We start from the raw sequence: 22,899 nt of genomic DNA on the forward strand, positions 1-22,899 counted from the left end.
ATAAGACCGCATCTCTGAGACGCACCGCGATAGAAAGGCATGGCCATGACCTCCACCCGCACCGAAACAGATACGTTCGGCCCGATCGAAGTTCAGAGTGACAGGTATTGGGGTGCCCAGGCACAGCGCTCCCTTGGCAACTTCAAGATCGGCGGGGAAAAACAGCCGCTTTCGATCGTTCGCGCGCTCGGCATCGTCAAGCAGGCGGCAGCGCGCGCGAATATGGCGCTTGGCCAGCTCGATCCGGCGATCGGCAACCCCATTGTGGATGCAGCACAGGAAGTCATCGACGGCAAACTCAACGATCACTTCCCTCTCGTCGTCTGGCAGACCGGCTCGGGCACGCAGTCAAACATGAATGCCAATGAGGTGATCTCCAACCGCGCAATAGAAATGCTGGGTGGCGCGATGGGATCGAAGAATCCGGTACATCCAAACGATCACGTCAACATGAGCCAGTCGTCGAATGACACCTATCCGACGGCGATGCACATCGCCTGCGCCGAAGAGATCGTTCGCCACTTGCTTCCGAGCTTGAAGCATCTGCATGCCGCCCTTGACATGAAGGTCACCGAGTTCAACCACATCATCAAGATCGGCCGCACGCACACTCAGGATGCAACGCCGCTGACGCTCGGTCAGGAGTTTTCGGGCTACGCAGCGCAGGTCGGTTCCGCCATCAAGCGCATCGAGATGACGCTTCCCGGTCTTTGCGAACTTGCACAAGGCGGAACCGCCGTCGGAACCGGCCTCAACGCGCCGGTCGGCTTTGCCGAAATGGTTGCCGAAGAGATCGCCGGCATCACCGGCCTCCCGTTCGTCACTGCCCCGAACAAGTTCGAGGCGCTCGCCGCGCATGACTCGATGGTATTCAGCCACGGCGCCATCAACGCCGCCGCCGCTGCCCTCTTCAAGATCGCCAATGATATTCGCCTGCTGGGCTCGGGCCCTCGTTCCGGCCTTGGCGAACTCGCCCTCCCCGAGAACGAGCCCGGCTCCTCGATCATGCCGGGCAAGGTCAACCCGACGCAGTGCGAGGCCTTGACGCAAGTCTGCATTCACATCTTCGGCAACAACACTGCCCTGACCTTCGCCGACAGCCAGGGCCACTTCGAGCTGAACGTCTACAATCCGATGATGGCCTACAACTTCCTCCAGTCGGTGCAGTTGCTCGGTGACGCAGCCATCTCCTTCACCGACAATTGCGTCGTCGGCATCGAGGCACGCGAAGACAACATCAGGGCCGGCCTCGAGCGCTCGCTAATGCTGGTCACCGCGCTCGCGCCGAAAATCGGCTACGACAATGCCGCCAAGATCGCCAAGACGGCACACAAGAACGGCACGACCCTTAAGGAAGAGGCGTTGGCGAGTGGTCTCGTCACCGTTGAGGAGTACGATACGATCGTTCGCCCCGAGGCGATGATCGGCCCTAGATAACCCGCGTCGAACTCGGTTGAAATATGAGAGCCGCCGCACTCGCGGCGGCGTTTTCATAGGTTTTCATGACAAAAACAGACAAGTTTTAGAATTATTGCAATTGCGAAGACGCCCGAATAGACCATCTGCGATTTCGGTCCGCATGAAAGGTCCTTCGATGGCTGACGATCTTTTCCCCCTCAGCAAAGACACCACCCCATACCGCAAGATCAGCAGCGACTACGTCTCTGTCGACAGCTTCAAGGGACAAGACATCCTGACCGTCGAGCCCGAAGGCATCCGCCTGCTCGCCGAAACGGCATTTGCCGACATCAACCATCTCCTCCGGCCCGGCCATCTGAAGCAGCTCGCTTCGATCCTCGAGGATCCCGAAGCGACCGACAACGACCGCTTCGTAGCATACGATCTGCTGAAAAACGCCAACATCGCTGCCGGCGGCGTGCTCCCGATGTGCCAGGATACAGGCACTGCGATCATCATGGCCAAGAAGGGCCGCCGCGTGTGGACCGAAGGCGAGGACTACTCGGCTCTCGCCAAGGGGGTGATGGACGCCTATGAGAAGAAGAACCTGCGCTATTCGCAGCTGGCCCCCGTCAAGATGTTCGAAGAGAAGAACACCAAGAACAATCTGCCGGCGCAGATCGATATCTATGAGGAAGGCACCGACTCCTACGACTTCCTATTCGTTGCCAAGGGTGGCGGCTCCGCCAACAAGACCTTCCTCTATCAGGGCACCCCGTCGCTTTTGACGCATGATCGCATGATCGACTTCCTCAAGGAGAAGATCCTAACGTTGGGTACGGCGGCCTGCCCTCCCTACCATTTGGCAATCGTCATCGGCGGCACGTCGGCTGAGATGAACCTGAAGACCGTCAAGCTCGCCTCGACACGCTATCTCGACGGTCTGCCGACCGAAGGCTCCGATAGCGGCCATGCCTTCCGCGATATCGAGATGGAAAAGGAAATCCACAAGCTGACGCAGCAAATGGGAGTCGGCGCTCAGTTCGGCGGCAAGTATTTCTGTCATGACGTCCGCGTCATCCGCCTGCCACGCCACGGCGCCTCGCTGCCGATCGGCCTCGGAGTTTCCTGTTCTGCCGATCGCCAGGCGAAGGGCAAGATCACCCGCGACGGCATCTTCGTCGAGCAGCTCGAGACGGATCCCTCGAAGTACATGCCTGAAATCGACGAGTCGAAACTATCGGACTCGATGGTCCGCATCGATCTCAACCAACCGATGTCCGGTATTCTGGCCGAACTCAGCAAGCATCCGGTCAAGACGCGGCTGTCACTGACCGGAACGATCATCGTCGCCCGTGACCTCGCCCACGCCAAGATCCGCGAGCGCCTGGAGAAGGGGGAAGGCATGCCCGACTACATGAAAAACCATCCTGTCTACTATGCCGGTCCCGCGAAGACTCCGGCGGGCTACGCCTCCGGCGCCTTCGGCCCGACAACAGCTGGTCGCATGGATTCTTATGTCGACCAGTTCCAGTCTTTCGGCGGATCGATGGTGATGCTGGCCAAGGGCAACCGGTCCCGCGCCGTGCGCGAGGCATGCAAGACACACGGCGGCTTCTACCTCGGCTCGATCGGCGGACCTGCAGCCCGACTGGCGCAGGACTGTATCAAGAAGGTCGAGGTGCTGGAATATCCGGAACTCGGCATGGAAGCCGTGTGGAAGATCGAAGTCGAAGATTTCCCCGCTTTCATCGTCACCGATGACAAGGGCAACGACTTCTTCCAGGAATTCAACCTCGGCTGATCGACCTCAACGGATAGCCGCGGTCGCCCGATGGTCGACCGCGGCGCCCTCCGTCCGGCTCTCGGAGTCTGCAAGGCTAAGCGCCTCTTCAGTCTTCACGCTGGCGAAAATGTCGCTGCGGAAAACCCCATCAAAGAAGCCCTCCTGCTGAATCAGCGCGACAGACGCCGCGACAAATAGGGCAATGAGGACGATGGGCGAAGTATGACGAGACTTATCCATGCGCTTGGCCTTCGATAAGAGCCGGCGGCTCCTTTGACGGGAAGGTGCGCCTTCTCTGTGAGACAGAACAGAGCGACCAATCGACACCGAGCGTCAACAATCTGAAGACGATAAAGCAAAGAGAAAACGACAAGTTGGATTTTCTGTTTTGCGTCACTCACGCATAACGCGCAACAATCGTTACACTGCGGCAAATTCACAGATAAAAATCAAAGCGATAAGCAAGTATTGGAGAATCTCGCGTAAATCTCACATGTAATCATTGGTATATCCCCCCTTAATCATTTCCCAATATTTGTAGGCTAACAAATTAAAGTCTGCATTTGACATTCAATTGAGGAGTAGTCGCATGACGACGACCGCAGCGCCAACGAGGGCGCAGGTTCCCGACGTGGCAGGTCAGATCACGTTCGCCATGCGCTCGATGGGCGTCGCGCCGATTCCTCGGAACTACGAACTCTTCTATGAAGCCTATATCGGCTCCAACCCGGCGCTGACACGAGATCTTGCGGCGCTCGGCAGTCAGGCAACGCAGGAAGAACTCGATAGGCTCGGCGCACAGTATTTTGCGCACAGCCCTGCCCGCGTCTTCGACGACGCGCACGGTCGTATCGCTGCCGAGCTCGAGACGCTGTTGCGCGTCCTGCGCCAGGAGCAAACCTCCCTGGAAAGCTACAACAAGCTACTTGGGGAAACCTACAAGCGGATCAGCTCGAAGAACCATACGAGCGTGGAACTCATCGAAAACGCCCTCACTTTGCTCACCGAGGCCACCGGCGACACCATGGCGCACGGCGAACGCACGGTCGAGAACGTCGTCCAGCGCTCGCAGGAGATGGACCAGGTCCGCAAGGAGCTCGACGAGTACAAGCGCATCGCCAACACCGACTCGTTGACACGCCTGTCAAACCGCCGGGCCTTCGACGACCGCCTCGCGGCGGTTTTCAACAATCCTGCCATGCGTCCGGTCACCGCATTGGTGCTCGCCGACATCGATAATTTCAAGAAGATCAACGACACCTATGGCCATCCGGTCGGTGACAAGATTCTTGCGACTGTCGCTTCTGTCATCCGCGCCAACGTCCGCCGCGACGTTTTCGTCGCCCGCACCGGCGGCGAGGAGTTCGCCCTGATCGTCGAAGGCAACACCGCCGAGGAAGTGATGGGAACGGCGGAACGGATTCGCCGCACGCTTGAAACGACGCCTTTCACGAATTCGCGCACGAGGATCAATTACGGGCCTGTCACCGTATCGGTCGGCGTCTGCATGGCTTCCTACGCGGACGACGCCGGCGAGCTCTACCACAAGGCAGACGTGGCGCTTTACGGCGCCAAAAATTCCGGCCGCAACTGCAGCGTCCTCTTCGAAGACGGCATGCAGAAAGACTTCACGAAGAGCTGGCTGATCTACAAGGGTTAAGCCCGCAAGGACAGTTTGCCAACTGCCCTGGGCTTGAACCTTCTGGTTGCTATTTCACCACATCGTCTTGGCCGCACGCTCCGGCCATTCGCGATCATAGGTCTCGTAATCGAAATCCCCAGTCGCCGCCTTCAGCATCAGCCCGGGGGTCGGCAAGCTCTTCGGATCGATGAACGTTGCTGGATTCCAGAGCTCGGAACGGATCAGCGCACGGGCGCACTGGAAATAGACCTCGTCGATCGTGATAACGATCACTGTCCGCGGATGCTTTCCGTCCATCACGAAGCTGGAAAGGACCGCCTCATCGTTGGTCACGACGCCGCGCCCATTGATGCGCATGGTCGTGTTCGAACCGGGAATGAGAAACATCAGCGCCAAACGCGGATCGCGCACGATGTTGGAGAGCGAGTCGACGCGGTTATTTCCGCGCCAGTCCGGCAGGTGCAGCGTTCTGTCATCGATGATACGCACGACGCCACCAATATCGCCGCGCGGCGAGCAGTCGAGCCCTTCGGGACCCACCGTTGCCAGTGCCACGAAAGGCGAGGCCTCGATCATCTCGCGGTAGAGCGGTGTCAGATAGTCCGTCACCTTGGCTACTGACGCCTGCGTTAGCCCGCCGGCATAGATCTCCGCGAGTTCTTCCACCGTTTCAATGATTTTCATGATCGTCCTGCCGGGTTTGTCGCGGCGGCCTTTAACTGCCTAGCGTGACGTTACAATGACACGCGCCGCGCCGGAAGATGAAAAAGCGGAATGATCTCAGCATCTTTGTCGGAACAGACCTCGCCGAGAAAGCCCGCGATCGTATCCAGAACCGGCCGCGCCGCGACAATTCGGCGGTGCCCAAATCCGTTGGCCCAGTGAATCCGGACTTCATCGCCAGCCGCCGCGTACCGTCGGGCATGGTCGGCGCTTACCTCCTTGTCGTCTTCGGCATGCACGATCAACACCGGGCGCTGGATCGTGCCGGCGGTCCTGCTCGCGTCGAACTCCTCCACTCGCCGGCCGGTGACACGGCGCACCTCGTTCTCCAAGACTTGCTGCGCAGGCCACCCAAGCCCGATCAGCTTGCCGAAATCCTTGAACAGCCAGTGCATTTCGCTCGGCGAGCCGATCAGCACCAGCTTTTGCGGGAGCACGGCAGGCACGCCCGGCAGCAGGCCTGCCGCCGCCACGACCAGTGCGGCACCGCCGAAAGAGTGGCCGATTGCGGCGTCGAACGCGCCGAACCGAACTTCGGCCGCCGCTATCGCCTTCACCGCCATGCCCATATGGAGCGCCCGCCCCGCCGCGCGGCCATGGCCGGGAAAATCGACTGCAATCACCTCCGCGCCCGTTGCCGCCAGAGTCGTCGCAAGGTTGGCCATATAGGCGCTGCTTGATCCCCAGCCATGCGTCACGAGATAGCGGGGGCGGCGCCCCAAGGTGCCACCATTCAGCCGATAGGCATGCGCCCGCCCGCCGCCGGCAAGACGAAGCCTGAACCGCTCCGCGCCGGCCAGCTTTGCTATGCCGGCTGCATGCGCGCCCTTCGCCTTCTCGCCCTTGGGCTTTGAGGAGGGTGTGATGCAGAACAGACGGAACGCCATTTTCCCGGCGATGCGCGGCGAAACCGACTGTAACAAGGAAAATCCGAGGCGGGTGACCTTCAGCGTAAAGTTTGCCATAGTGGGAATCCAATAATGTTCAACACTGAACAATAAAGTACAACGATGAACAAAAATCAATCCCTGCCTTGGGATCATCCGCGTTTCCGCAGCTGGATCAACGTCGCCCGCGCGTGCCAGCTCATGCAGCAGTCGCTCGGTCGCTCGCTATCTGAACTCGATATCAAGACCCCGCATCTCGATATTCTGATCAACCTCTATCGCTTCGAAGGCATTTCCCAGCAGGAGCTCGCCCGCAAACTGCTGGTCGGGCGCTCGAACATGAGCATGCTGCTGCCGCAGATGGAGAAGCGCGGCCTGATCGAACGACGCGGTGACGCAAAAGACAAGCGCGTGCTACGCCTCTTCCTGACCCAGGAAGGGCGCGAAGTCACCGAAAAAGCCATGATCATTCAGACCGACCTCATCGAGCGCGTGCTTTCCCCCGAACCGATCGAGCAATGCATGGCGATGGCGGACTCGATGGAGCGGATTATCCGCGTGCTGCAACGGGATCTGGTCGACGAAGATTGACATCAGTGAACTGTGTGACCGACCGCCTGGCCCGCGAGGGACTTGTATTCCCAAGCGGCCACGATAATCAGCACTGCCGTCGCGAGAACGCCGGCAAGGTAGAGCTCGATAAATGGCGCAATGAAAGCGAGCAGAATCAGGAGCGCGAGGCCGGCCAGATGCGAGAGCGGCAAACGCCCGCTGGTCGCCCCCTTGAACCAGAGATTGCCCGCCAGAAACAGTCCCGAGCCGCCGAGCACCGAGGCAATCACGCCGAGGTCGCCGGTTTCATGCGGGTGCGAAAACATGAACTCAACCCCAACGGCGTGAACGATGATCCCCGCCAAAATCGGGATATGGGCATAGGTGAAGGCCTGTCGTGCGAGGCTTCCCGGCGTTTCATCGTGCTCGATCCGATGCGCAGCCCGCTCGTGGCCGAAGCGGAAATAGAGCCACCACATGGCGACGGTCCCTACGAAACCCGTGGCGAATACCACCGCCGTCAGCACCGAAAACGGCAACTCGGAGAACGTGCGGCCGGAAACAAGAATCGCTTCACCGAGGCAGATGATAACGAAGAGCGCGCAACGCTCGGCCATATGCGCGCCGGACACATCCCAGTCGGCAGCAGTGGACTTACCAAGCCCGGGTACGGCAAAGCCACTCGCCGGCCCCGCGTACTCGATCGCAAGCGCGATCAGCCAGGCAATCAGCCGCGCCTCGTGCTCGAGAAGACCACCGGCAATCCAGAATATGCCGGAAACGGTCAGCCAGGTGCTGATGCGAAGAAAATTGCGGTAGTTGGAAGCACTCGCCTGCTTGACGGCATAGGTCGTGAAGAGCGACCGCCCGACCTGCATCAGCACATAGGCGCCGGCAAATAAAAGACCTTTGTCACCAAAGGCTTCCGGAATGGACGCGGAAAGAACGAGGCCCAGCAACATCAACACGACGAGCATGCCGCGAACGGGCATCTTGTCGGGATCGAGCCAGTTGGTAACCCACGCCGTGAAGATCCACACCCACCAGACGGCGAAGGTCATCAGTCCAGCCTCAAGCGCCCCGAGGGGCGTATAATGCGCCGCCAAGGCATGCGAAAGCTGCGAAATCGAGAAGACGAAGACGAGATCGAAAAACAGTTCGAGAAAAGTGACCCTGCTCCCGCCCGGACTACCCTTCACGCGCAGCCAGTTTCGTTTCTTCGTTCCCGTCACGCATTCACCCCGTGAGTGTTGTTTTTTACCGCGGCTTCTCGGAGGTGTCGCGACTCATGCCCTTTTCGCGCAGCTCTTCCTCGTATGCGGCGAAGAGTTCTTCGCCGCGTTCGCCGAGTTCGCGCAAATAGTTCCAGGTGTAGATACCCGTATCGTGCATGTCGTCGAAGCCGATGCGCACCGCATAGTTGCCGGTCGGCGTCAGCGAGATGATCGCGACATTGCGCTTGCCAGGCACCGTCACCTTCTGCCCCGGCCCGTGCCCCTGCACTTCCGCCGATGGCGAAAGCACGCGCAGCATTTCGGCGGAAAGATCGTAACTCTGCTCGTCGTTGAACGTGACGACGAGGTGCTGCCGATCTTTCGAAACTCTGAGTTCAGTCGGCCAGATATCGCTCATGATCCCATTCCCCTTCAAAATCACGAGTAGGCAATGATGCTTGGCGAGGCAAGCTCAATTTGTCGTGCCCAGAACGCGTTTCCCTTGACGCGACAATGGCATATACGCACATTAGTAGCATTGCGGAGGTATTCGTGAACAGCAACGTCGGAACGACAGGCAACGCATCGCCCCTCGTTGCAGAGGCGAAACAGATGATCGACCCGTTCAAGCGGGCCGTGACTTATCTGCGCGTCTCCGTGACCGACCGCTGTGATTTCCGCTGCACCTACTGCATGGCCGAGCACATGACCTTCCTGCCGAAGCAGGAGCTCTTGACGCTCGAGGAACTGCACCGCCTCTGTTCCGCCTTCATCGCCAAGGGCGTCCGCAAGCTGCGGCTCACTGGCGGCGAGCCGCTGGTGCGCAAGAACATCATGTATCTGGTGCGAGAACTCGGCAAGCAGATCGGCTCCGGTCTCGACGAGTTGACGCTGACGACCAACGGCTCGCAACTCTCCCGCTTTGCCGACGAACTCTATGATTGCGGCGTGCGCCGCATCAACGTCTCGCTCGACACGCTTGATCCAGACAAATTCCGCCAGATCACCCGCTGGGGCGATTTTCACAAGGTGATGGACGGCATCGAGGCGGCCCAGAAGGCTGGCCTCAAGGTCAAGCTGAATGCCGTGGCGCTGAAGGACTTCAACGATATCGAAATGCCTCAGATGATCCGCTTCGCGCACGGCCGTGGCATGGATCTGACCGTCATCGAAACCATGCCGATGGGGGAGATCGAGGAAGACCGGACCGACCGCTACCTGCCGCTGTCAAAGCTCCGTGCCGATCTCGAGCAGCAGTTCACCTTGTCGGATATCGGCTACCGCACCGGCGGTCCGGCTCGCTATGTCGAGGTCAAGGAAACTGGCGGCCGGCTCGGCTTCATCACCCCGATGACGCATAACTTCTGCGAGAGCTGCAACCGCGTGCGGCTGACCTGCACGGGCACGCTCTACATGTGCCTCGGCCAGAACGACGCCGCTGATCTCCGCGCCGCTGTCCGCGCCACTGATGACGACGGGCTGCTCTATGCTGCGATCGACGAGGCGATCTCACGCAAGCCGAAAGGCCACGATTTCATCATCGACCGTACTCACAACCGCCCCGCGGTTGCCCGCCACATGAGCGTCACCGGTGGGTGACGCCCACTGAATTCAAGCAGATCAGGTCCGGTTGATCGAGACTCCGCCATCGGCCAGCATGGACGTGCCGGTCACAAAACTTGCCAGATCCGATCCCAGGAACAGAGCCGCTTTGGCAATCTCCTCCGGCTGCGCCAGTCGTTTCAGCGCATGCAGGCCATGGATGAACGCGACCAACTGCATATCCGGATTCTCGGAGTTTGCCGGGTTCATCGCGGTATCGGTGCCTCCAGGCAGCAACGCGTTGACGCGGATGTTTTTCGGACCGAGTTCGGCTGCAAGCACCTGTACCAGGCCTGTCAGCCCCGCCTTGCTCGCGGCATAGGCACCCATCCCCGGCATTCCCGCCGAATGGCCGACGAAAGTCGAGGTGTAGACGATCGATCCGCCGCCGCGAGCAATCATCGCCGGCACCTGGTATTTCGCCGCCAGAAACGCACTGGTCAGATTGACCGCCAGCATTTCGTTCCAGCCTGCCAAGGATAGATCAACCACCGGCGCTGACTCGCCGGTGCTGCCGGCATTGTTGAAGGCGACATCAAGACCACCGAAACGCTCGACAGCCACCTCGACCAGCCGTCGGTTCAAAGCCTCCTCACGCACGTCGCCGGCAACAGCAAACGCCTCGCCACCGGCATCCGCGATTTCTTCGACCAGCATACCGAGTTCGGCCTCGCGTCGCGCCGCAACGACCAGTCGCGCGCCTTCGGCTGCAAAGAGTTTGGCCGCCGCCCGGCCGATGCCTGAGCTCGCACCGGTTATAATCGCAACCTTGCCATCCAGATATCTCATGTCGGAACCTCCACTTGTTGTTTGCGGCATTCCAAATCTCAGACATCCGCCCGAGCAGCCACCCGTTTCCTGCTCGCGTCTGCGCACGCACCGCCTGCGTTATTGTGCACTGCGCAATCGAATTATCTCGACTGTGTCTTTCGCTCGATACCCAGGCCGCGAGGCGCCCTCTACAAGGACGTGTACGAGAATCGGAATATCGACATGCCGCGGTCCCGCAATACCCAGGGCGCCATCTACATGAGTTCGGCCATGGCCGGATTTTCTTGCAGCGACGCACTTTCCAAATCAGTCATCGCCTACATGAATGCCGGCCAGATCATGTGTCTGCGTGGCCTGTTCACGAGCATCTTCGTCTACGTGATCGCGCGCCACATGGACGCGCTGCGTCCGTGGCGGCTCGTATTGAAGCCGATGATTATCGTCCGAGTCATTTGCGAGATATTGGCAGCGGTGACTTACATTACCGCCCTTGGCATGATGCCGATCGCGAACGCGTCGGCCATCCTGCAGTCGTTGCCGCTCGTCGTCACTTTCGGTGCGGCGCTGTTCTTTCGCGAGCCCGTCGGCTGGCGTCGCTGGTCAGCCATTCTTGTCGGCCTGATCGGCGTTCTGATTATCATTCGACCGGGACCAGAGGGTTTCACGGCCGCAGCCCTCCTCTGCGTTGGTAGCGTCCTCACCACGGCCGGTCGCGACCTCGCCACCCGTGGCATTGGCCCTGAGATCCCATCGCTCATGATTACCGTCGTCACAGCCGTCTCCGTGACGATCGTTGGTGCGTTGCTGACGCCGCTACTCGGCGGGTGGGAGCCGGTCAGCCTGAGCTCGCTTTCCCACCTTTTGCTCGCCGCCATTCTTGTCCTGATCGGCTATCAGTCCGTCATCATGGCAATGCGAACCGGTGAAATCTCCTTCGTGGCGCCCTTCCGCTACACCAGCCTGATTTTCTCGACATTGCTGGGCTTCGTCTTCTTTGCAGAGTTTCCCGATCTCTGGACACTTGCAGGTGCCGCAGTGGTCATAGCGTCCGGCCTCTACACGTTCTATCGTGAGGCCAAGCGCCACGTGCCGCCGGTCGCCCAGGAGTCCGAGCCGAGAACACCCGTCTGAGGCAACAATGAACGATTTTGTGCTCGATAGATCTAATATACCGGGTGTCGTGCTCGCCGGCGGGCGTTCCTCGCGCATGGGCCGCGACAAAGCCTCCGTACGCCTCAGCAACCGCACCTTGCTGGAGCGCGTCGTCGAACAGCTTGAGCCGCAGGTGAATACCCTCGCCGTCAACGCCGACGCGACACCGGAGAATTGCCGGCATTTCTTCATTCCTGATATAATTCCCGGCAAAGCGGGACCGATGGCCGGCATTCATGCCGCGATGGCCTACGGCGCGACGCTCCGGGGGGTAACGCACGTGGTCACGGTTTCTGTCGACAGTCCATTCTTTCCCGGCGATCTCGTCGATTGGCTTGCTGCCGCGATCGATGCGCACGATAAGATCGCTATTGCATCCGCGGAGGGCCGCAGCCATCCGGTGTTCGGCTTATGGCCCGTCGCTCTTGCCGATGAGCTGGCATCCTGGATCGCTACCGACGAAAAACGCCGCGTTCGGGACTTCCTCTTACGGCATAACGTTACGGAAGTTGCCTTTCCCCTACGCCCGACCCGGGCGAGCCTCCTCGATCCGTTTTTCAACGTCAACACGCCCGACGACCTCGCAGAGGCGGAACGCTGGCTCAAGGTACTGGGATGATGGACAAACCGAAGGTCTTTGGCATCGCGGGTTGGAAGAACTCCGGCAAGACTGGCCTGGCCGTCCGGCTCGTCGAGGAATTCACCAGCCGTGGTTACAGCATTTCCACGATCAAGCACGCCCATCATGATTTCGACATCGACAAGGTTGGTGCCGATAGCTACCGCCACCGGCAGGCTGGAGCTCACGAAGTCACCATCGTTTCCGGGACGCGCTACGCCATCATGCACGAGTTGCGCGGCGCCCCTGAGCCGACGTTCGATGAAATCCTTGGCCGCATTGCGCCCTGTGACCTCGTCTTGATTGAGGGCTATAAGCGCGAGCCGATCCCCAAGATTGAAGCCAGGCGGCTCGAATCCACCAACCGCGAACCTCTCGCACCGACCGATCCCTTCATTGTGGCCATCGCGGCCGATCACCCGGTTGCCGAAGGTTTTCTACCGGTGTTCAATCTTGATGATACCCAGGCGATCGCAGACTTCATTTCAGGAATAGTGCAACTGCCTGCAAAATAGAAAAGCTTGTTGCGAGGGAGCAATGACCTACTACGGCTCCGAAAGACAGCAGCGCTTGCAGCGTCAATCCGACGAAGCACAAACCATGATCGCGGCAACGCCCGGCCTCGTGCAGGCCGGCCGATTCTTCTCAACCGACAATTTCGACCTCATCGACTGGGCTTTTGTTGACGAGCGCCTCGCCAAGGACGGCGTCTTCGGCTTTCGAATGATGCCGGCAACGCGTATCGAAGACATCCGCGAAAAACTCGGACGGTCCTACCGGGTCGACGTATGGAACGTCTGCAAGGCCGACGGCAACACGGCGATGGCAGCATGCATCTCAATTCTGAAAGACAATATTCCCGCTGGCTTGACACGCCTCGACCTGCCGCCCGACCCGGAAGACGCGGCTATCCAACGCATTCAAGCCTGCATGGCTGAGAACGGCATCGCCCCGTTTTCCGGCGCTATGCTCGTCGGCAAGATTGTCCCGGCGGTCACAATTGCCCTCGTTGATGACCATGGCGACGTCGTCGCAACGGCCCATGCCAACATGCCTTTCAATGGCGACAGCAAGCATCGAGGCACCGCCTGGGTCGGCCTGATCGCAGTCGCGGCGCAACAGCGTGGAAATGGGCTTGGTCGCCTTATCAACGCCCTGGCTGTCAGAGAGGCCTTCGAAACGCTGGGCGCGGACGAGGTGGTCGAGTTCGTGCACGCTGACAATACAGTCTCACGCCGGATGATTGAGGCCTGCGGTCTGCGGCTTGATCCAGCGATCCTTTGCGGCCTTGCAACCCCAATCGTCGACGCTCGTTTTACGACTTAGTGCGTCGGCCACTGCCCAAAAAAACGCAGAAAGCCGCCGTCTCCCGGCGGCTTTCGACCGGTTCCGACTATCGCCTTGCGGAGGCGACCGGGCGCACCAGCGCCGTCACGCGGCGGATGGTAACGCGACGGTTTTCCTGGTTCGGCCCCTGCGTGTTGACCTTGAGGTAACGCTCGCCGTAGCCCTGAGTCGTCAGGTTTTCCGGTGGAACGCCGTAGACATCCGTCAGCACGTTGGCCACAGACTCCGCACGCTGGTCCGACAAAACGAGGTTACTCTGATCCGAGCCGACGGCGTCGGTGTGACCTTCAATCAGGAAGGTTTCCGCCGGACTCTTCCGCAGCAACTCGTTCATAGCATCGGCCACCTTACGGAGTGTCCGCGCTTGGCTCATGGGAATCTCCGCGCTACCTGTTGCGAAGGTGATCGTATCCAGATCGATACGACGAACCTTGTCGCGAATACGTGCCGAATACCTCACCTCGTCCAGCGAGTAGACGCGTTCCACCGGTTCGACAGGTGGCTCACTGAGGAACTCGTAATAGTCGCGATCCTCGTCGCTGCTGGTGTCGATGATGTAGTCATCAAGCGGAATGGCCAGACGCATCGGCGGCAGGTCGCGGCCCGGATCTTCGAAGTAGCCGCCACGGTCCGGATCCTCATAGAGGTCGGGCGAATAATAGAGGACATCTTCGCGGCCACGGTCATCGATACGCGACCGCTGGATAACGTCGCCGTAGCGGTTCCGGATCGTCACGATCTGATAGCCATCGCGGTCGATCGTCTCGCGATAGCGGTCGCGCGGCAGCTGTTCGTAGATCGGCCGTTCACCATCACGCAGGAAGCGCCGGTCGTCGTCGCCGCGAACGATCGTCTGGTTGTTGATCTGGATGATCACGCGATTGTCGTCGCTGCGCTGGCCGAAGAGCGCGCCTTGCGGCTGCTCGAATTGCGGGCGCCTGTCGAGACGCCTGCCCTCTTCGCTGGTAACGGCTTCGATCTTGATTGGAGCAGCCTTGGCTCCCCCGGTTGCGATCTGGGCATCGGCATCGGACTTCGGCACGCGGAAGTTCTGCTCCTGACCGCGCAGCCTGTCGCGGTCACGACGGGATTGGATGCCGCCGAAGCGGTCAGCGTCCTTGTCGCTGTCGAGAACAGCGGCGCCGTTTTCAACAGGCAGAACGACGGTTTCCGTGCTCTTGCTCGGATCGGCAGCAATTGCCTTGCGGCGCTGGAGCTCCTGCGGCGTGACTTTTTCCGGAGCCGGGATGGGCTGCTCGGCCTGACCAGTTGCCGGCTGGCCGCCCGGTGCGGCATTGGGCTGAGCCGGAACCTGTTCGCCTTGTTGTTGGACAGGCTGCTGCTGACCCTCCTGCGGCGCAGGGGCCTGATTACCCTGCTGTTGGGCCGGTTGCTCTCCGCCAGGTTTGGCTTCAGTCGCAGGCTGCTGTGCGGGAACCGGCGGCTTCTCAGCCGTTGGCGCTTCCGCTGGCTTGGGAACCTTCGGTGCCACGGGTGATTCCTGCGGAGTTGCTTGTTCTGTGGCCGGCTTCTGCGGCTGCGTTTCGGCAGTCGGCTTCTTGCGCGGTTTCACCGGTTGTTCGGCCCCTTCGGTCGCCGGCTGCTTACTTTTGGCCGGCGGCTGCAGTTCTTCACCCTGCGGTTTTGCCTGTTCTTGCTGTGGGGCCACCTGCTCGATCTGCGGCTGCGGTGCAGCCTCTTGCTGCTGCGGCTGCTGCTTCTTATTGCGCCGCGGCTTTTCGGGGCTCTGCGCCGGTTGCTGTTCCTGTCCCGGTGCTACCTGCTCCTGCGGCGCAGCAGGCTCTGCCTGCTGTGCAGCGGGCTGCCTCTTCTTGCGCGGTTGCTCGGGCTGCGCTTCTTGCTGCAACTGCTGAAGTTGCTGCTCGGCGGTGGGTTCGCGCTGATGGCGCGGTTTTTCTGCGGGTGCCTGCTGTTGCTCAGGCTGGGTCTCCGGCGCGGGCTCACGCTGCTTTCGTGGCTTCTCTACCGGCGCTTGCTGCTGTTGTTCGGGCTGGGCCTCGGGCGCAGGCTCACGCTGCTTCCGTGGCTTCTCCACTGGCGCTTGCTGCTCTTGGGGCTGTTCGGCAGCGGGTTGGCGCTGGCCACGCGGCTTTTCGGCGGGCGCTTCCTGCTGGGGTGGCTGTTCCTGGCCTGCCGGCGCCTGTGGCTCGCCGCCACCATCGTGCTGTTTATGCCGCTTCTTCAGAAGCTCTTCATCGGAGGGTGCATCCTGCGCAACCTCGAAACTGCCCGCGACCGCTTGCGGCGCTGTGCGAACCTGATCAACGCTGGCCACTGCGGCGAAGGAATGTGCGGGAGGCATTATGAGCGACAGCGACAACAGCGGAAAGGCGGCACTGGCAAACAATCTGGATTTCATTCCCATAGGGGCTCCTCGTTGACTTTATATTCTTGAGACGCGGTCGCGGCCACGTCCGATTTTGGGGCACTCACCCACGGCGAAAACCGCGCGAGGACTGCATTTGTTCCACGAGTCTTAGGAACTGGACTATTAACCCGGTATGAATGTGGCAGTGCGGCATTGTTCATCTTCGCCATAGTTGACCGCTCGCCGCACCCCTGCGATTCCAGTTGCAATTCCGCTGAAAAAGGGTTGAGTATCGCGCCAAGGCAGTGCCCAGCACCGCCCTGCTCCGCCGCCGCCCAAAAGAAGAATACGAGCGGCAGCACCAACAGAGAGGACTAACATGCGTATCTCCACCCGTATTCTTGCCGCTGCTTCCGTCGCCGCGATGTCTCTTTTCGCAGGCGCCGCCATGGCTGATGGCGAGAAGTATGTCATCGGCACAGACTCGACCTATCCGCCCTTCGAATACGTTGATGCCAGCGGCCAGTTCCTCGGCTTCGACATGGACGTCGCCCGCGCGCTCTGCGCTGAGATGAAGGCCGACTGCACCATCGTCAGCAGTGACTGGGACGGCATCATTCCCGCGCTGCAAGCCAAGAAGTTCGACATGATCATCTCGTCCATGTCGATCACGCCGGAGCGCTCGAAGCTCGTCGACTTCACCAACAAGTACTACAACACCCCACCGGCAATCGCCGTGCCGAAGGATTCGACCGTCACCGACGTTGCCGGCCTGAAGGGCAAGACGATCGGCGCGCAGACGTCCACCACCCACTCGAACTACGCTGAAAAGCACCTGCCCGACACAGAGCTGAAGCTCTACCCGACGGCAGACGAGTACAAGCTCGACATCGCGAATGGCCGCGTTGACGCCGTCATCGACGACATCGTCGTTCTGTCGCAGTGGGTCAAGTCGGATGCCGGCGCATGCTGCAAGATCCTGACGCCGCTCCCGGTCGACAAGGAAATCAACGGCGTTGGTGCAGGCATTGCCGTCCGCAAGGGCGACGACGCGCTGCGCGAAAAGCTGAACAAAGCGATCGCCGCGATCCGCACCAGCGGTGAATACAAGAAGATCCAGGACAAGTACTTCGACTTCGACGTTTACGGCGAATAAGAAAAGCTGTAGGTCGCCCAGAAAGGTGATGGCGGAAGGCTTGCTCTTCCGCCATTTTTGTTTGAAAAGAATGGAAAGATCAAAGCGGTACAAACCGCGAGGGGAAAACTGGCATGGGCGGATTATTTTCCGCACTGGGCTCATTCTGGGCCTGGATTGGGTATATCTTCGATCCGCTTTGCGGACCTGCAGGACTCTTCACCTGGTTCGGCTCTTCGACGATCCTGGCCTGTGGCGACACCGGCTGGGGCGATGAGATTGCCGCCGGCCTGAAGGTCACCGTTGCAGTCGCGCTCCTTACCCTGCCGATCGGACTGATCATCGGCTTTCTCGTGGCACTCGGCCAGCAATCGGAAGAGAAATCGGTCCGCCTGGCCGCCGGCATTTACACCACGATCTTTCGTGGCCTTCCGGAACTGCTGACGCTGTTTATCATCTATTACGGCATGCAGATTCTGATCCAGTCGGTTCTTGCCTCCCTCGGCTACGACAGCCGTATTGAAATCAACGCCTTCTTCGCCGGCATGATCGCCCTTTCGGTCGTATTCTCCGCCTATTGCTCCGAAGTTCTGCTGTCGGCTTTCCGCGCCATTCCGAAGGGCCAGTATGAGGCAGGAGACGCGCTAGGCTTTCATCGCGGCCGCACCCTGCTGCTTATCGTGCTGCCGCAACTCGTGCGCATCGCCCTTCCCGGCCTGGTAAACCTCTGGATGATCCTGCTCAAGGATACGTCCTACGTTTCGATTATCGGCCTCGCCGACATTCTGCGGCAGACCGGCGTCGCCGTTAAGGTCACCAAACAGGCGTTCCTGTTCTATACCGTCGCCTGCGCTCTTTATCTCGGCCTTGCCATCATTTCGTCCTTCGGTCTCAGCTATATCGAGCGGTGGGCCAAGCGGTCGGAGATCAGCCGATGAGCCACGCCCAAACGCTCATTCCGGCGCAGCCGGCGCCGAAGCAGGCGCACAAGCCGATCACCGTTGCGCGCATCACCGGTTACGTCGTCGTCGCTCTCTGGAGCCTTCTTGCCGCCGCGCTGATTGCAATGGTGGTCAGCGGTTGGGATCCGGAAAAATTCACACGCTACGGTCCCCGCTATCTGCATGGCCTGTACACGACGATCATGCTCGTGGTGATCTCGGTTTTCTTTGGCGCCATCCTCTCCTTGCCGCTGGCCTTTGCCCGCATGTCGAAGAACAAGGTCATCAACGGCATCGCCTATTGCTACGTCTACGTGTTCCGCGGCACGCCGCTGCTGGCCCAGCTCTTCCTCATCTACTACGGCCTCGGTGGCTTCCGGCCGCAGTTGGAAGCCGTCGGACTTTGGTGGTTCTTCCGCGATGCCTGGTATTGCGGTCTGTTTGCGATGACCATCAATACGGCCGCCTATCAGGCCGAAATCCTGCGTGGCGCCATCCAGAGCGTTCCGCGCGGCCAGCATGAGGCGGCGGCCTCGCTCGGCATTCACAAGATCGTCGCCTTCCGCAAGATCATTCTGCCGCAGGCCCTGATCGTCGCCCTGCGGCCGTACGGCAACGAAATCATCCTGCTTATCAAGGGCTCGGCCGTCGTCGCGATCATCACCGTTCTCGACCTGATGGGCGAAACGCGCTACGCCTTCTCGCGCACCTTCGACTACCAGACCTACCTGTGGGCAGCGATCTTCTACCTCAGCATGGTTGAAGCGCTACGCCATCTCTGGGCCTGGATTGAGCGGCGGCTGACGCGCCACCTAAAGCGTTGAAGATTTGGCAGCACTCACTGACGATAGCTGCTAACGATCTGAAATTACAAAGAAAATCCATGAAACACTAGCAATTCATCAAGCTTCGGTTAAGCATGTAGTGGTTCCATTTCACGGACCACCAATAAGCGGTCATTGGAACCAGAAGCGAGACGACGATGCACAAGGACATGGAAAGGCAGCTTCAGGGCTACGGCCTTACGACGGCCCAGATCATCTACCGCATGCCGGATCATCAAACGATCCTTCAGACCTATATCTGGCAGGACTACGACCTTGCTCCGGATTTTCCCGAGATGCGCGGCTTCCTGAAGTTCTGGCAGGAGAAGCTCGACGGGCCGCTGCATTCGGTGCGTTACATGCACCGCAAACTCATCTCCGCCACCGAATGGCGCGCGCTGAGAGGCGAGTTCATCATCAACTGACCGCGCAGCGAGCGCCGGTCAGACATGAGCCTCCCCCTGGACGAATTCGTCTTCGTCCATCTCGCGATGCAGTGTGCCGTACAGAATGCCGACATAAGCCAAGCTCACGATGCAGAGCACGGCCCAACCCGGGATTGGGCCAAGCGCCGCGTTGTCGACGACATAGCTCCATGAATGTGCCTGCGTCAGTGGATTTCCTTCGGTCTGGAGCTTGGGTGTCGTGATCTTCAGGCACCATGCGAGAAGCAGGATGAGATACATCCAACAATAATTTCGCCGCAGTCGACGCTTCACGGCGCCGGGATAACTCAAGAGAAATTGCGGCTTGCGCAAGCTCTTGGCGATGGCGCCGGCCCAATCGGGCCTGGACTCGCCGTTCGGCGCAAGAATTTGCGCGAAGTAACCCCGCTCAAGCTTCCTCACACGGGCGCGATAGATATCGAAGAAGCGATAGCGGCGGGCTTCAATGAGCAACAACAGGGTGATCAGCATCATCCCGAAAAGCAGCACGCCATGGTGGGAGGTCGGCGTCGACAGAGAAACGGAAAGCAGTGCCGCCGAGACCGTGATCGCCCAGTTCGATGTTCGGTCGATGCGATCGCGCCAGCTTATCATCCGGCCGAGCTCGCCCCGATAATAATGGCTGAGCGTATTCGTGATCTCCCCGGGACTTGCCGGGAGCGCCGGCCGCGGACTGTCCAACTCCCTCTCGAAATTTGCCTTGCTGATTTCGACGACCATGGCATTTCCTCCATTTTGTTCTTATCCATTAGAGGATGCTTATTTTGCGCCTCGAACGTCGCCATTGCAAAAGACATTCAGTGGCCTTAGACGCAGCTCTGGAATTGAAACGATGGTGAATGCTATGGCCAAGAAGATCGACGAAGACGCACTCGCGGAAGCCTACGAGCGGGCTCTTGCCCTTGAAAAGGCAGGTGATGTCGACGCAGCCGTGAAGGCCTATGAGGAGGTTCTTGCCATCGATCCCGAAGATCATGGGGGCGCAGCCGTCAGAATCGCCTCCATGGGCCGTGGCGAGACGCCAACCAAGGCGCCGGATGCCTATGTCGAGACCCTGTTCGACCAGCATGCCGAGGTCTTCGAGGACGTTCTGGTGGAACAACTCGGCTACCACGTACCGATGATGGTGCGCCAACGCCTGCAGGAGCTGAAGCTTGGCCCCTTCAAGCGCATGCTCGACCTCGGCTGCGGCACCGGCCTCACCGGCAGCGCGCTCGGCGATCTCTGCGAGGACATGACCGGTATCGATATCTCCGAAAACATGGTCGAGATCGCCCACGAGAAGGATCTCTACGAAACGCTCTTCGTCGCGGAAGTCGAAGACTTCCTCGATGACAATGACGAGGATCCCTTCGACCTCATCACGGCAACGGACGTCCTGCCCTACCTCGGCGCGCTGGAACCGCTGTTCTTTGGCGCTGCGGAAAACCTGAACCCCGGCGGCCTCTTCATCTTTTCCTCGGAGGAACTGCCCGAGGCGTCTGCGAACGCCCAACCCTACATGGTCGGTCCCCATCAGCGCTTTCTGCATTCGGCGACTTACATTCGCGAAAGGCTCGCCGCGACGGGATTCGAGCTCGTCGAAATGACGGAGATCAACGTTCGTATGCAGGAAGGGCTTCCAAGCCCTGGCCATCTTGTAATCGCCCGCCTCGGTTGACGCCTGCAGCGAAATACGCCTACCAATAGTTAGCCAACCACGAAACTTTTCATTGATCACAGCTCAAGGAACTGATACTTAGCCAATCGCGCAAGTTTAAAACAACGTGAAAGGCTGGTCGCATGTCGCTCTTCCTCCACAGTCACCCGCTTGCATCCTTCTGCCACAAGGTCCTTGTGGCGCTCTATGAGAACGCCACGCCCTTCGAAGACGCTCATGTCGACCTTGGGAACGAGGCGTCGAAAGCGGCGTTCCTCAGCGTCTGGCCGCTCGGAAAGATGCCAGTCCTTCGTGATGAAGTCCGGAACCGCACCGTGCCCGAAACGACAATCATCATCGAGTATCTCGATCGGTACTATCCGGGCGCAACACCGCTTATCCCTCACGACTTCGACGAAGCGCTCGAGGTCAGGCTGTGGGATCGTCTTTTCGACCTGCACGTACAGGAACCGATGCAGCAGATCGTTGGTGAACGTCTGCGCGGCGGCGATCCGGCCCGCGTGACCCAGGCCGAGGGAGCGCTGCGCAAAGCTTACGCGCTGATCGAGCGGCAGCTTGGCGAACACGCATGGATCACCGGAGATAGCTTCACCATGGCCGATTGCGCGGCCGCGCCCGCCCTCTTCTACTCCGAGACACTGGTCCCGTTCGCGAACCAACCGAAGTTGCAGAGTTACTATGACCGGCTTCTGGCGCGCCCTTCCTTCGCGCGGGTCCTTGAGGAGGCGCGGCCATACTTCAAGTTCTATCCCTACCGCGAGCGGCTGCCCGCCCGCTTCCGGCCTGATGAAGCCGCCGAATGATGCACGAACCAGCCGCTCTCGATCAGATGTTCCACGCGCTGTCCGACCGCAGCCGGCGCGGCATGGTTGATCGCCTCGGCCATGGGCCTGCCTCGGTGTCCGAGCTCGCCGAGCCTCTGTCGATGGCGCTTCCCACCGTCATGAAGCACCTTGCGGTTCTGGAAAAGAGCGGTCTCGTCCACTCGGAAAAGAGCGGCCGTGTGCGCACCTACCACCTACGGAAAGACGCCCTGGCGCAGATGGAGCACTGGCTTGCCACACACAAGGCGAGCTGGAACAAGGCCTTCGACCGCCTGGAACAGTTCCTGTCAGACGACCAACCAGAGTGAGGACGGAGATGATGAAATATTCCGCCATGCACGAGACCTTCTCGATCGAGCGAAAGATCCGGGCGTCGGCCTCTCGCCTTTTTGCGGCCTGGGCCAATCCCGAAGCCAAGCGCCAGTGGTTTGCCTGCCACGACGAGTGGGTGTCCCTCGACTATAGCCTCGACTTCCGGGTCGGCGGCCAGGAGCGGAGCCGCGTCGCCGACAGCAACGGCGTTCCGCACGCCTACGAGGCGCGCTATCTCGATATCGTGCCAGAAGCCCGCATTATCTATGCCTACGACATGAAGCTCGACGAAACACGTATTTCAGCATCGCTCGCGACGGTCACCTTCGAGGCGACGCCGTCGGGAACAACCATGCTCGTCACCGAGCAGGTTGTTTTCCTCGATGGCTACACGGACGGCGGTTCGCGCCGACAAGGGACCGAAATTCTGGTCGACCGCATCCAGGCCTTCGTCGAGCGCGAGGGCAGCATCGCGCACTAAGCGCCACGTGCCTTTCATGCTAGATTGCCGTTCCAGCAATCCACCACCTCGAGCGAAACGGCCATGGCAGCAGGAAACAAACCGTCCCAGGCGGGTGCCCCCCAGAAACGTCGGCACAAATTCAATCCCAAGCGCGACCCGAAACCACAGGTCCTGGCCCAGGCCAATCGCACCGTTTTATGGATGGCTTCCGTGGTGACGGCTGTCTTTCTCGTCGTTGTCGCCGTTCAGGCGCTGTGGTAGCGGCTCGCTGT

At 60.0% G+C, this 22,899-nt stretch carries 26 protein-coding genes; 18 read left to right on the forward strand and 8 right to left on the reverse strand.

The window, feature by feature from the left end:
• Positions 1 to 45 precede the first annotated feature (45 nt).
• Positions 46 to 1,437, forward strand: coding sequence for a class II fumarate hydratase (fumC, locus tag NBG89_RS08255; RefSeq protein ID WP_431322407.1), 1,392 nt, complete (start codon positions 46 to 48; stop codon positions 1,435 to 1,437).
• A 157-nt stretch (positions 1,438 to 1,594) separates the two neighbouring features.
• A complete protein-coding gene (locus NBG89_RS08260; RefSeq protein ID WP_431322408.1) occupies positions 1,595 to 3,202 on the forward strand; it encodes a fumarate hydratase in 1,608 nt (535 codons plus the stop codon).
• Between the two features lie 6 nt (positions 3,203 to 3,208).
• Here the strand turns inward: NBG89_RS08260 and NBG89_RS08265 are convergent, their stop codons facing one another.
• The gene (locus NBG89_RS08265) at positions 3,209 to 3,424 is read right to left on the reverse strand and encodes a hypothetical protein (RefSeq protein WP_431322409.1); all 216 of its coding nucleotides are present in this window, start codon (positions 3,422 to 3,424) and stop codon (positions 3,209 to 3,211) included.
• Positions 3,425 to 3,773: 349 nt separating this feature from the next.
• Here NBG89_RS08265 and NBG89_RS08270 point away from each other — a divergent pair, with 349 nt between their 5' ends.
• Positions 3,774 to 4,844 carry a GGDEF domain-containing protein gene (locus NBG89_RS08270; protein WP_431322410.1) on the forward strand — a complete coding sequence of 357 codons (1,071 nt, stop codon included), beginning with the start codon at positions 3,774 to 3,776 and terminating at the stop codon, positions 4,842 to 4,844.
• A gap of 54 nt (positions 4,845 to 4,898) precedes the next feature.
• On the opposite strand, the gene NBG89_RS08275 is transcribed toward NBG89_RS08270, so the two are convergent.
• Both NBG89_RS08275 and NBG89_RS08280 read right to left on the reverse strand, forming a co-directional pair.
• Positions 4,899 to 5,510, reverse strand: coding sequence for a pyridoxamine 5'-phosphate oxidase family protein (locus tag NBG89_RS08275; protein ID WP_431322411.1), 612 nt, complete (start codon positions 5,508 to 5,510; stop codon positions 4,899 to 4,901).
• Positions 5,511 to 5,560: 50 nt separating this feature from the next.
• Positions 5,561 to 6,514, reverse strand: coding sequence for an alpha/beta hydrolase (locus NBG89_RS08280; protein ID WP_431322412.1), 954 nt, complete (start codon positions 6,512 to 6,514; stop codon positions 5,561 to 5,563).
• Positions 6,515 to 6,559: 45 nt separating this feature from the next.
• Between NBG89_RS08280 and NBG89_RS08285 the strand changes: the two genes are divergently transcribed.
• Entirely contained in the window at positions 6,560 to 7,027 is a 468-nt protein-coding gene (locus tag NBG89_RS08285) for a MarR family winged helix-turn-helix transcriptional regulator (protein ID WP_088694305.1), read from the forward strand.
• 2 nt (positions 7,028 to 7,029) lie between these two features.
• Here the strand turns inward: NBG89_RS08285 and NBG89_RS08290 are convergent, their stop codons facing one another.
• Complete coding sequence (locus NBG89_RS08290) at positions 7,030 to 8,220, reverse strand: low temperature requirement protein A (protein WP_431322413.1); 1,191 nt, start codon at positions 8,218 to 8,220, stop codon at positions 7,030 to 7,032.
• Positions 8,221 to 8,245: 25 nt separating this feature from the next.
• Positions 8,246 to 8,620, reverse strand: coding sequence for a gamma-butyrobetaine hydroxylase-like domain-containing protein (locus tag NBG89_RS08295; RefSeq protein ID WP_431322414.1), 375 nt, complete (start codon positions 8,618 to 8,620; stop codon positions 8,246 to 8,248).
• Between the two features lie 134 nt (positions 8,621 to 8,754).
• Here NBG89_RS08295 and moaA point away from each other — a divergent pair, with 134 nt between their 5' ends.
• Positions 8,755 to 9,801, forward strand: coding sequence for a GTP 3',8-cyclase MoaA (gene moaA / locus NBG89_RS08300; protein ID WP_431322415.1), 1,047 nt, complete (start codon positions 8,755 to 8,757; stop codon positions 9,799 to 9,801).
• A gap of 21 nt (positions 9,802 to 9,822) precedes the next feature.
• Here moaA and NBG89_RS08305 read toward each other — a convergent pair whose 3' ends face one another.
• Positions 9,823 to 10,593 (reverse strand): SDR family oxidoreductase, encoded by a 771-nt coding sequence (locus NBG89_RS08305; RefSeq protein WP_431322416.1) that lies wholly within the window; start codon positions 10,591 to 10,593, stop codon positions 9,823 to 9,825.
• Between the two features lie 204 nt (positions 10,594 to 10,797).
• On the opposite strand from NBG89_RS08305, the gene NBG89_RS08310 reads away from it, so the two are divergent.
• Genes NBG89_RS08310 through NBG89_RS08325 form a run of 4 tightly spaced genes read left to right on the forward strand, consistent with a single transcriptional unit; the run spans position 10,798 to position 13,672 of the window.
• Entirely contained in the window at positions 10,798 to 11,706 is a 909-nt protein-coding gene (locus tag NBG89_RS08310; protein ID WP_431322417.1) for a DMT family transporter, read from the forward strand.
• A gap of 7 nt (positions 11,707 to 11,713) precedes the next feature.
• Positions 11,714 to 12,346: a molybdenum cofactor guanylyltransferase MobA gene (gene mobA, locus NBG89_RS08315; RefSeq protein ID WP_431322418.1), complete on the forward strand. Its 633-nt coding sequence runs from the start codon at positions 11,714 to 11,716 to the stop codon at positions 12,344 to 12,346.
• A complete protein-coding gene (mobB, locus tag NBG89_RS08320) occupies positions 12,346 to 12,861 on the forward strand; it encodes a molybdopterin-guanine dinucleotide biosynthesis protein B (RefSeq protein WP_088694312.1) in 516 nt (171 codons plus the stop codon). Before mobA ends, mobB begins: the two co-directional genes overlap by 1 nt.
• Positions 12,862 to 12,883: 22 nt before the next feature.
• On the forward strand, positions 12,884 to 13,672 hold the full coding sequence (locus NBG89_RS08325; protein WP_431322419.1) for an N-acetyltransferase family protein: 789 nt from the start codon (positions 12,884 to 12,886) through the stop codon (positions 13,670 to 13,672).
• Positions 13,673 to 13,739: 67 nt separating this feature from the next.
• Here NBG89_RS08325 and NBG89_RS08330 read toward each other — a convergent pair whose 3' ends face one another.
• Positions 13,740 to 16,079: an OmpA family protein gene (locus NBG89_RS08330; protein WP_431322420.1), complete on the reverse strand. Its 2,340-nt coding sequence runs from the start codon at positions 16,077 to 16,079 to the stop codon at positions 13,740 to 13,742.
• A 322-nt stretch (positions 16,080 to 16,401) separates the two neighbouring features.
• Between NBG89_RS08330 and NBG89_RS08335 the strand changes: the two genes are divergently transcribed.
• The 4 genes from NBG89_RS08335 (at position 16,402) to NBG89_RS08350 (ending at position 19,347) form a co-directional block, all read left to right on the forward strand.
• Positions 16,402 to 17,178 carry an ABC transporter substrate-binding protein gene (locus NBG89_RS08335; protein ID WP_431322421.1) on the forward strand — a complete coding sequence of 259 codons (777 nt, stop codon included), beginning with the start codon at positions 16,402 to 16,404 and terminating at the stop codon, positions 17,176 to 17,178.
• A gap of 113 nt (positions 17,179 to 17,291) precedes the next feature.
• Positions 17,292 to 18,095 carry an ABC transporter permease gene (locus NBG89_RS08340; protein ID WP_088694315.1) on the forward strand — a complete coding sequence of 268 codons (804 nt, stop codon included), beginning with the start codon at positions 17,292 to 17,294 and terminating at the stop codon, positions 18,093 to 18,095.
• Positions 18,092 to 18,922, forward strand: coding sequence for an ABC transporter permease (locus NBG89_RS08345; RefSeq protein ID WP_431322422.1), 831 nt, complete (start codon positions 18,092 to 18,094; stop codon positions 18,920 to 18,922). Before NBG89_RS08340 ends, NBG89_RS08345 begins: the two co-directional genes overlap by 4 nt.
• Positions 18,923 to 19,080: 158 nt before the next feature.
• On the forward strand, positions 19,081 to 19,347 hold the full coding sequence (locus NBG89_RS08350) for an usg protein (RefSeq protein WP_431322423.1): 267 nt from the start codon (positions 19,081 to 19,083) through the stop codon (positions 19,345 to 19,347).
• A gap of 18 nt (positions 19,348 to 19,365) precedes the next feature.
• Here NBG89_RS08350 and NBG89_RS08355 read toward each other — a convergent pair whose 3' ends face one another.
• Positions 19,366 to 20,088, reverse strand: a complete 723-nt coding sequence (locus NBG89_RS08355; RefSeq protein WP_431322424.1) for a DUF2270 domain-containing protein — start codon at positions 20,086 to 20,088, stop codon at positions 19,366 to 19,368.
• Positions 20,089 to 20,212: 124 nt separating this feature from the next.
• Here NBG89_RS08355 and NBG89_RS08360 point away from each other — a divergent pair, with 124 nt between their 5' ends.
• The 5 genes from NBG89_RS08360 (at position 20,213) to NBG89_RS08380 (ending at position 22,888) form a co-directional block, all read left to right on the forward strand.
• Entirely contained in the window at positions 20,213 to 21,028 is an 816-nt protein-coding gene (locus NBG89_RS08360; RefSeq protein WP_431322635.1) for a methyltransferase domain-containing protein, read from the forward strand.
• Positions 21,029 to 21,150: 122 nt separating this feature from the next.
• Entirely contained in the window at positions 21,151 to 21,831 is a 681-nt protein-coding gene (locus tag NBG89_RS08365) for a glutathione S-transferase family protein (RefSeq protein ID WP_431322425.1), read from the forward strand.
• Complete coding sequence (locus NBG89_RS08370; RefSeq protein ID WP_431322426.1) at positions 21,828 to 22,160, forward strand: ArsR/SmtB family transcription factor; 333 nt, start codon at positions 21,828 to 21,830, stop codon at positions 22,158 to 22,160. The genes NBG89_RS08365 and NBG89_RS08370 overlap by 4 nt, the downstream gene beginning before the upstream one ends.
• 8 nt (positions 22,161 to 22,168) lie before the next feature.
• Positions 22,169 to 22,645 carry an SRPBCC family protein gene (locus tag NBG89_RS08375; RefSeq protein ID WP_431322427.1) on the forward strand — a complete coding sequence of 159 codons (477 nt, stop codon included), beginning with the start codon at positions 22,169 to 22,171 and terminating at the stop codon, positions 22,643 to 22,645.
• Between the two features lie 63 nt (positions 22,646 to 22,708).
• Entirely contained in the window at positions 22,709 to 22,888 is a 180-nt protein-coding gene (locus NBG89_RS08380; RefSeq protein WP_431322428.1) for a hypothetical protein, read from the forward strand.
• Positions 22,889 to 22,899: the final 11 nt, after the last annotated feature.

It is taken from the genome of Rhizobium sp. YTU87027, assembly GCF_050644135.1.
GTDB lineage: Bacteria > Pseudomonadota > Alphaproteobacteria > Rhizobiales > Rhizobiaceae > Rhizobium.

Bases quoted from the DNA above. Each gene is read 5' to 3' on its own strand.
- NBG89_RS08345 (WP_431322422.1), top strand. From the start codon at position 18,092: ATGAGCCACGCCCAAACGCTCATTCCGGCGCAGCCGGCGCCGAAGCAG.
- NBG89_RS08365 (WP_431322425.1), top strand. From the start codon at position 21,151: ATGTCGCTCTTCCTCCACAGTCACCCGCTTGCATCCTTCTGCCACAAG.
- NBG89_RS08295 (WP_431322414.1), bottom strand. From the start codon at position 8,620: ATGAGCGATATCTGGCCGACTGAACTCAGAGTTTCGAAAGATCGGCAG.
- NBG89_RS08270 (WP_431322410.1), top strand. From the start codon at position 3,774: ATGACGACGACCGCAGCGCCAACGAGGGCGCAGGTTCCCGACGTGGCA.
- NBG89_RS08325 (WP_431322419.1), top strand. From the start codon at position 12,884: ATGACCTACTACGGCTCCGAAAGACAGCAGCGCTTGCAGCGTCAATCC.
- NBG89_RS08360 (WP_431322635.1), top strand. From the start codon at position 20,213: ATGGCCAAGAAGATCGACGAAGACGCACTCGCGGAAGCCTACGAGCGG.
- NBG89_RS08375 (WP_431322427.1), top strand. From the start codon at position 22,169: ATGATGAAATATTCCGCCATGCACGAGACCTTCTCGATCGAGCGAAAG.
- NBG89_RS08305 (WP_431322416.1), bottom strand. From the start codon at position 10,593: ATGAGATATCTGGATGGCAAGGTTGCGATTATAACCGGTGCGAGCTCA.
- NBG89_RS08335 (WP_431322421.1), top strand. From the start codon at position 16,402: ATGCGTATCTCCACCCGTATTCTTGCCGCTGCTTCCGTCGCCGCGATG.
- NBG89_RS08285 (WP_088694305.1), top strand. From the start codon at position 6,560: ATGAACAAAAATCAATCCCTGCCTTGGGATCATCCGCGTTTCCGCAGC.
- NBG89_RS08340 (WP_088694315.1), top strand. From the start codon at position 17,292: ATGGGCGGATTATTTTCCGCACTGGGCTCATTCTGGGCCTGGATTGGG.
- NBG89_RS08275 (WP_431322411.1), bottom strand. From the start codon at position 5,510: ATGAAAATCATTGAAACGGTGGAAGAACTCGCGGAGATCTATGCCGGC.
- NBG89_RS08350 (WP_431322423.1), top strand. From the start codon at position 19,081: ATGCACAAGGACATGGAAAGGCAGCTTCAGGGCTACGGCCTTACGACG.
- NBG89_RS08355 (WP_431322424.1), bottom strand. From the start codon at position 20,088: ATGGTCGTCGAAATCAGCAAGGCAAATTTCGAGAGGGAGTTGGACAGT.
- NBG89_RS08280 (WP_431322412.1), bottom strand. From the start codon at position 6,514: ATGGCAAACTTTACGCTGAAGGTCACCCGCCTCGGATTTTCCTTGTTA.
- NBG89_RS08330 (WP_431322420.1), bottom strand. From the start codon at position 16,079: ATGGGAATGAAATCCAGATTGTTTGCCAGTGCCGCCTTTCCGCTGTTG.
- NBG89_RS08265 (WP_431322409.1), bottom strand. From the start codon at position 3,424: ATGGATAAGTCTCGTCATACTTCGCCCATCGTCCTCATTGCCCTATTT.
- NBG89_RS08310 (WP_431322417.1), top strand. From the start codon at position 10,798: ATGCCGCGGTCCCGCAATACCCAGGGCGCCATCTACATGAGTTCGGCC.
- fumC (WP_431322407.1), top strand. From the start codon at position 46: ATGACCTCCACCCGCACCGAAACAGATACGTTCGGCCCGATCGAAGTT.
- NBG89_RS08260 (WP_431322408.1), top strand. From the start codon at position 1,595: ATGGCTGACGATCTTTTCCCCCTCAGCAAAGACACCACCCCATACCGC.
- NBG89_RS08370 (WP_431322426.1), top strand. From the start codon at position 21,828: ATGATGCACGAACCAGCCGCTCTCGATCAGATGTTCCACGCGCTGTCC.
- mobB (WP_088694312.1), top strand. From the start codon at position 12,346: ATGGACAAACCGAAGGTCTTTGGCATCGCGGGTTGGAAGAACTCCGGC.
- mobA (WP_431322418.1), top strand. From the start codon at position 11,714: ATGAACGATTTTGTGCTCGATAGATCTAATATACCGGGTGTCGTGCTC.
- NBG89_RS08380 (WP_431322428.1), top strand. From the start codon at position 22,709: ATGGCAGCAGGAAACAAACCGTCCCAGGCGGGTGCCCCCCAGAAACGT.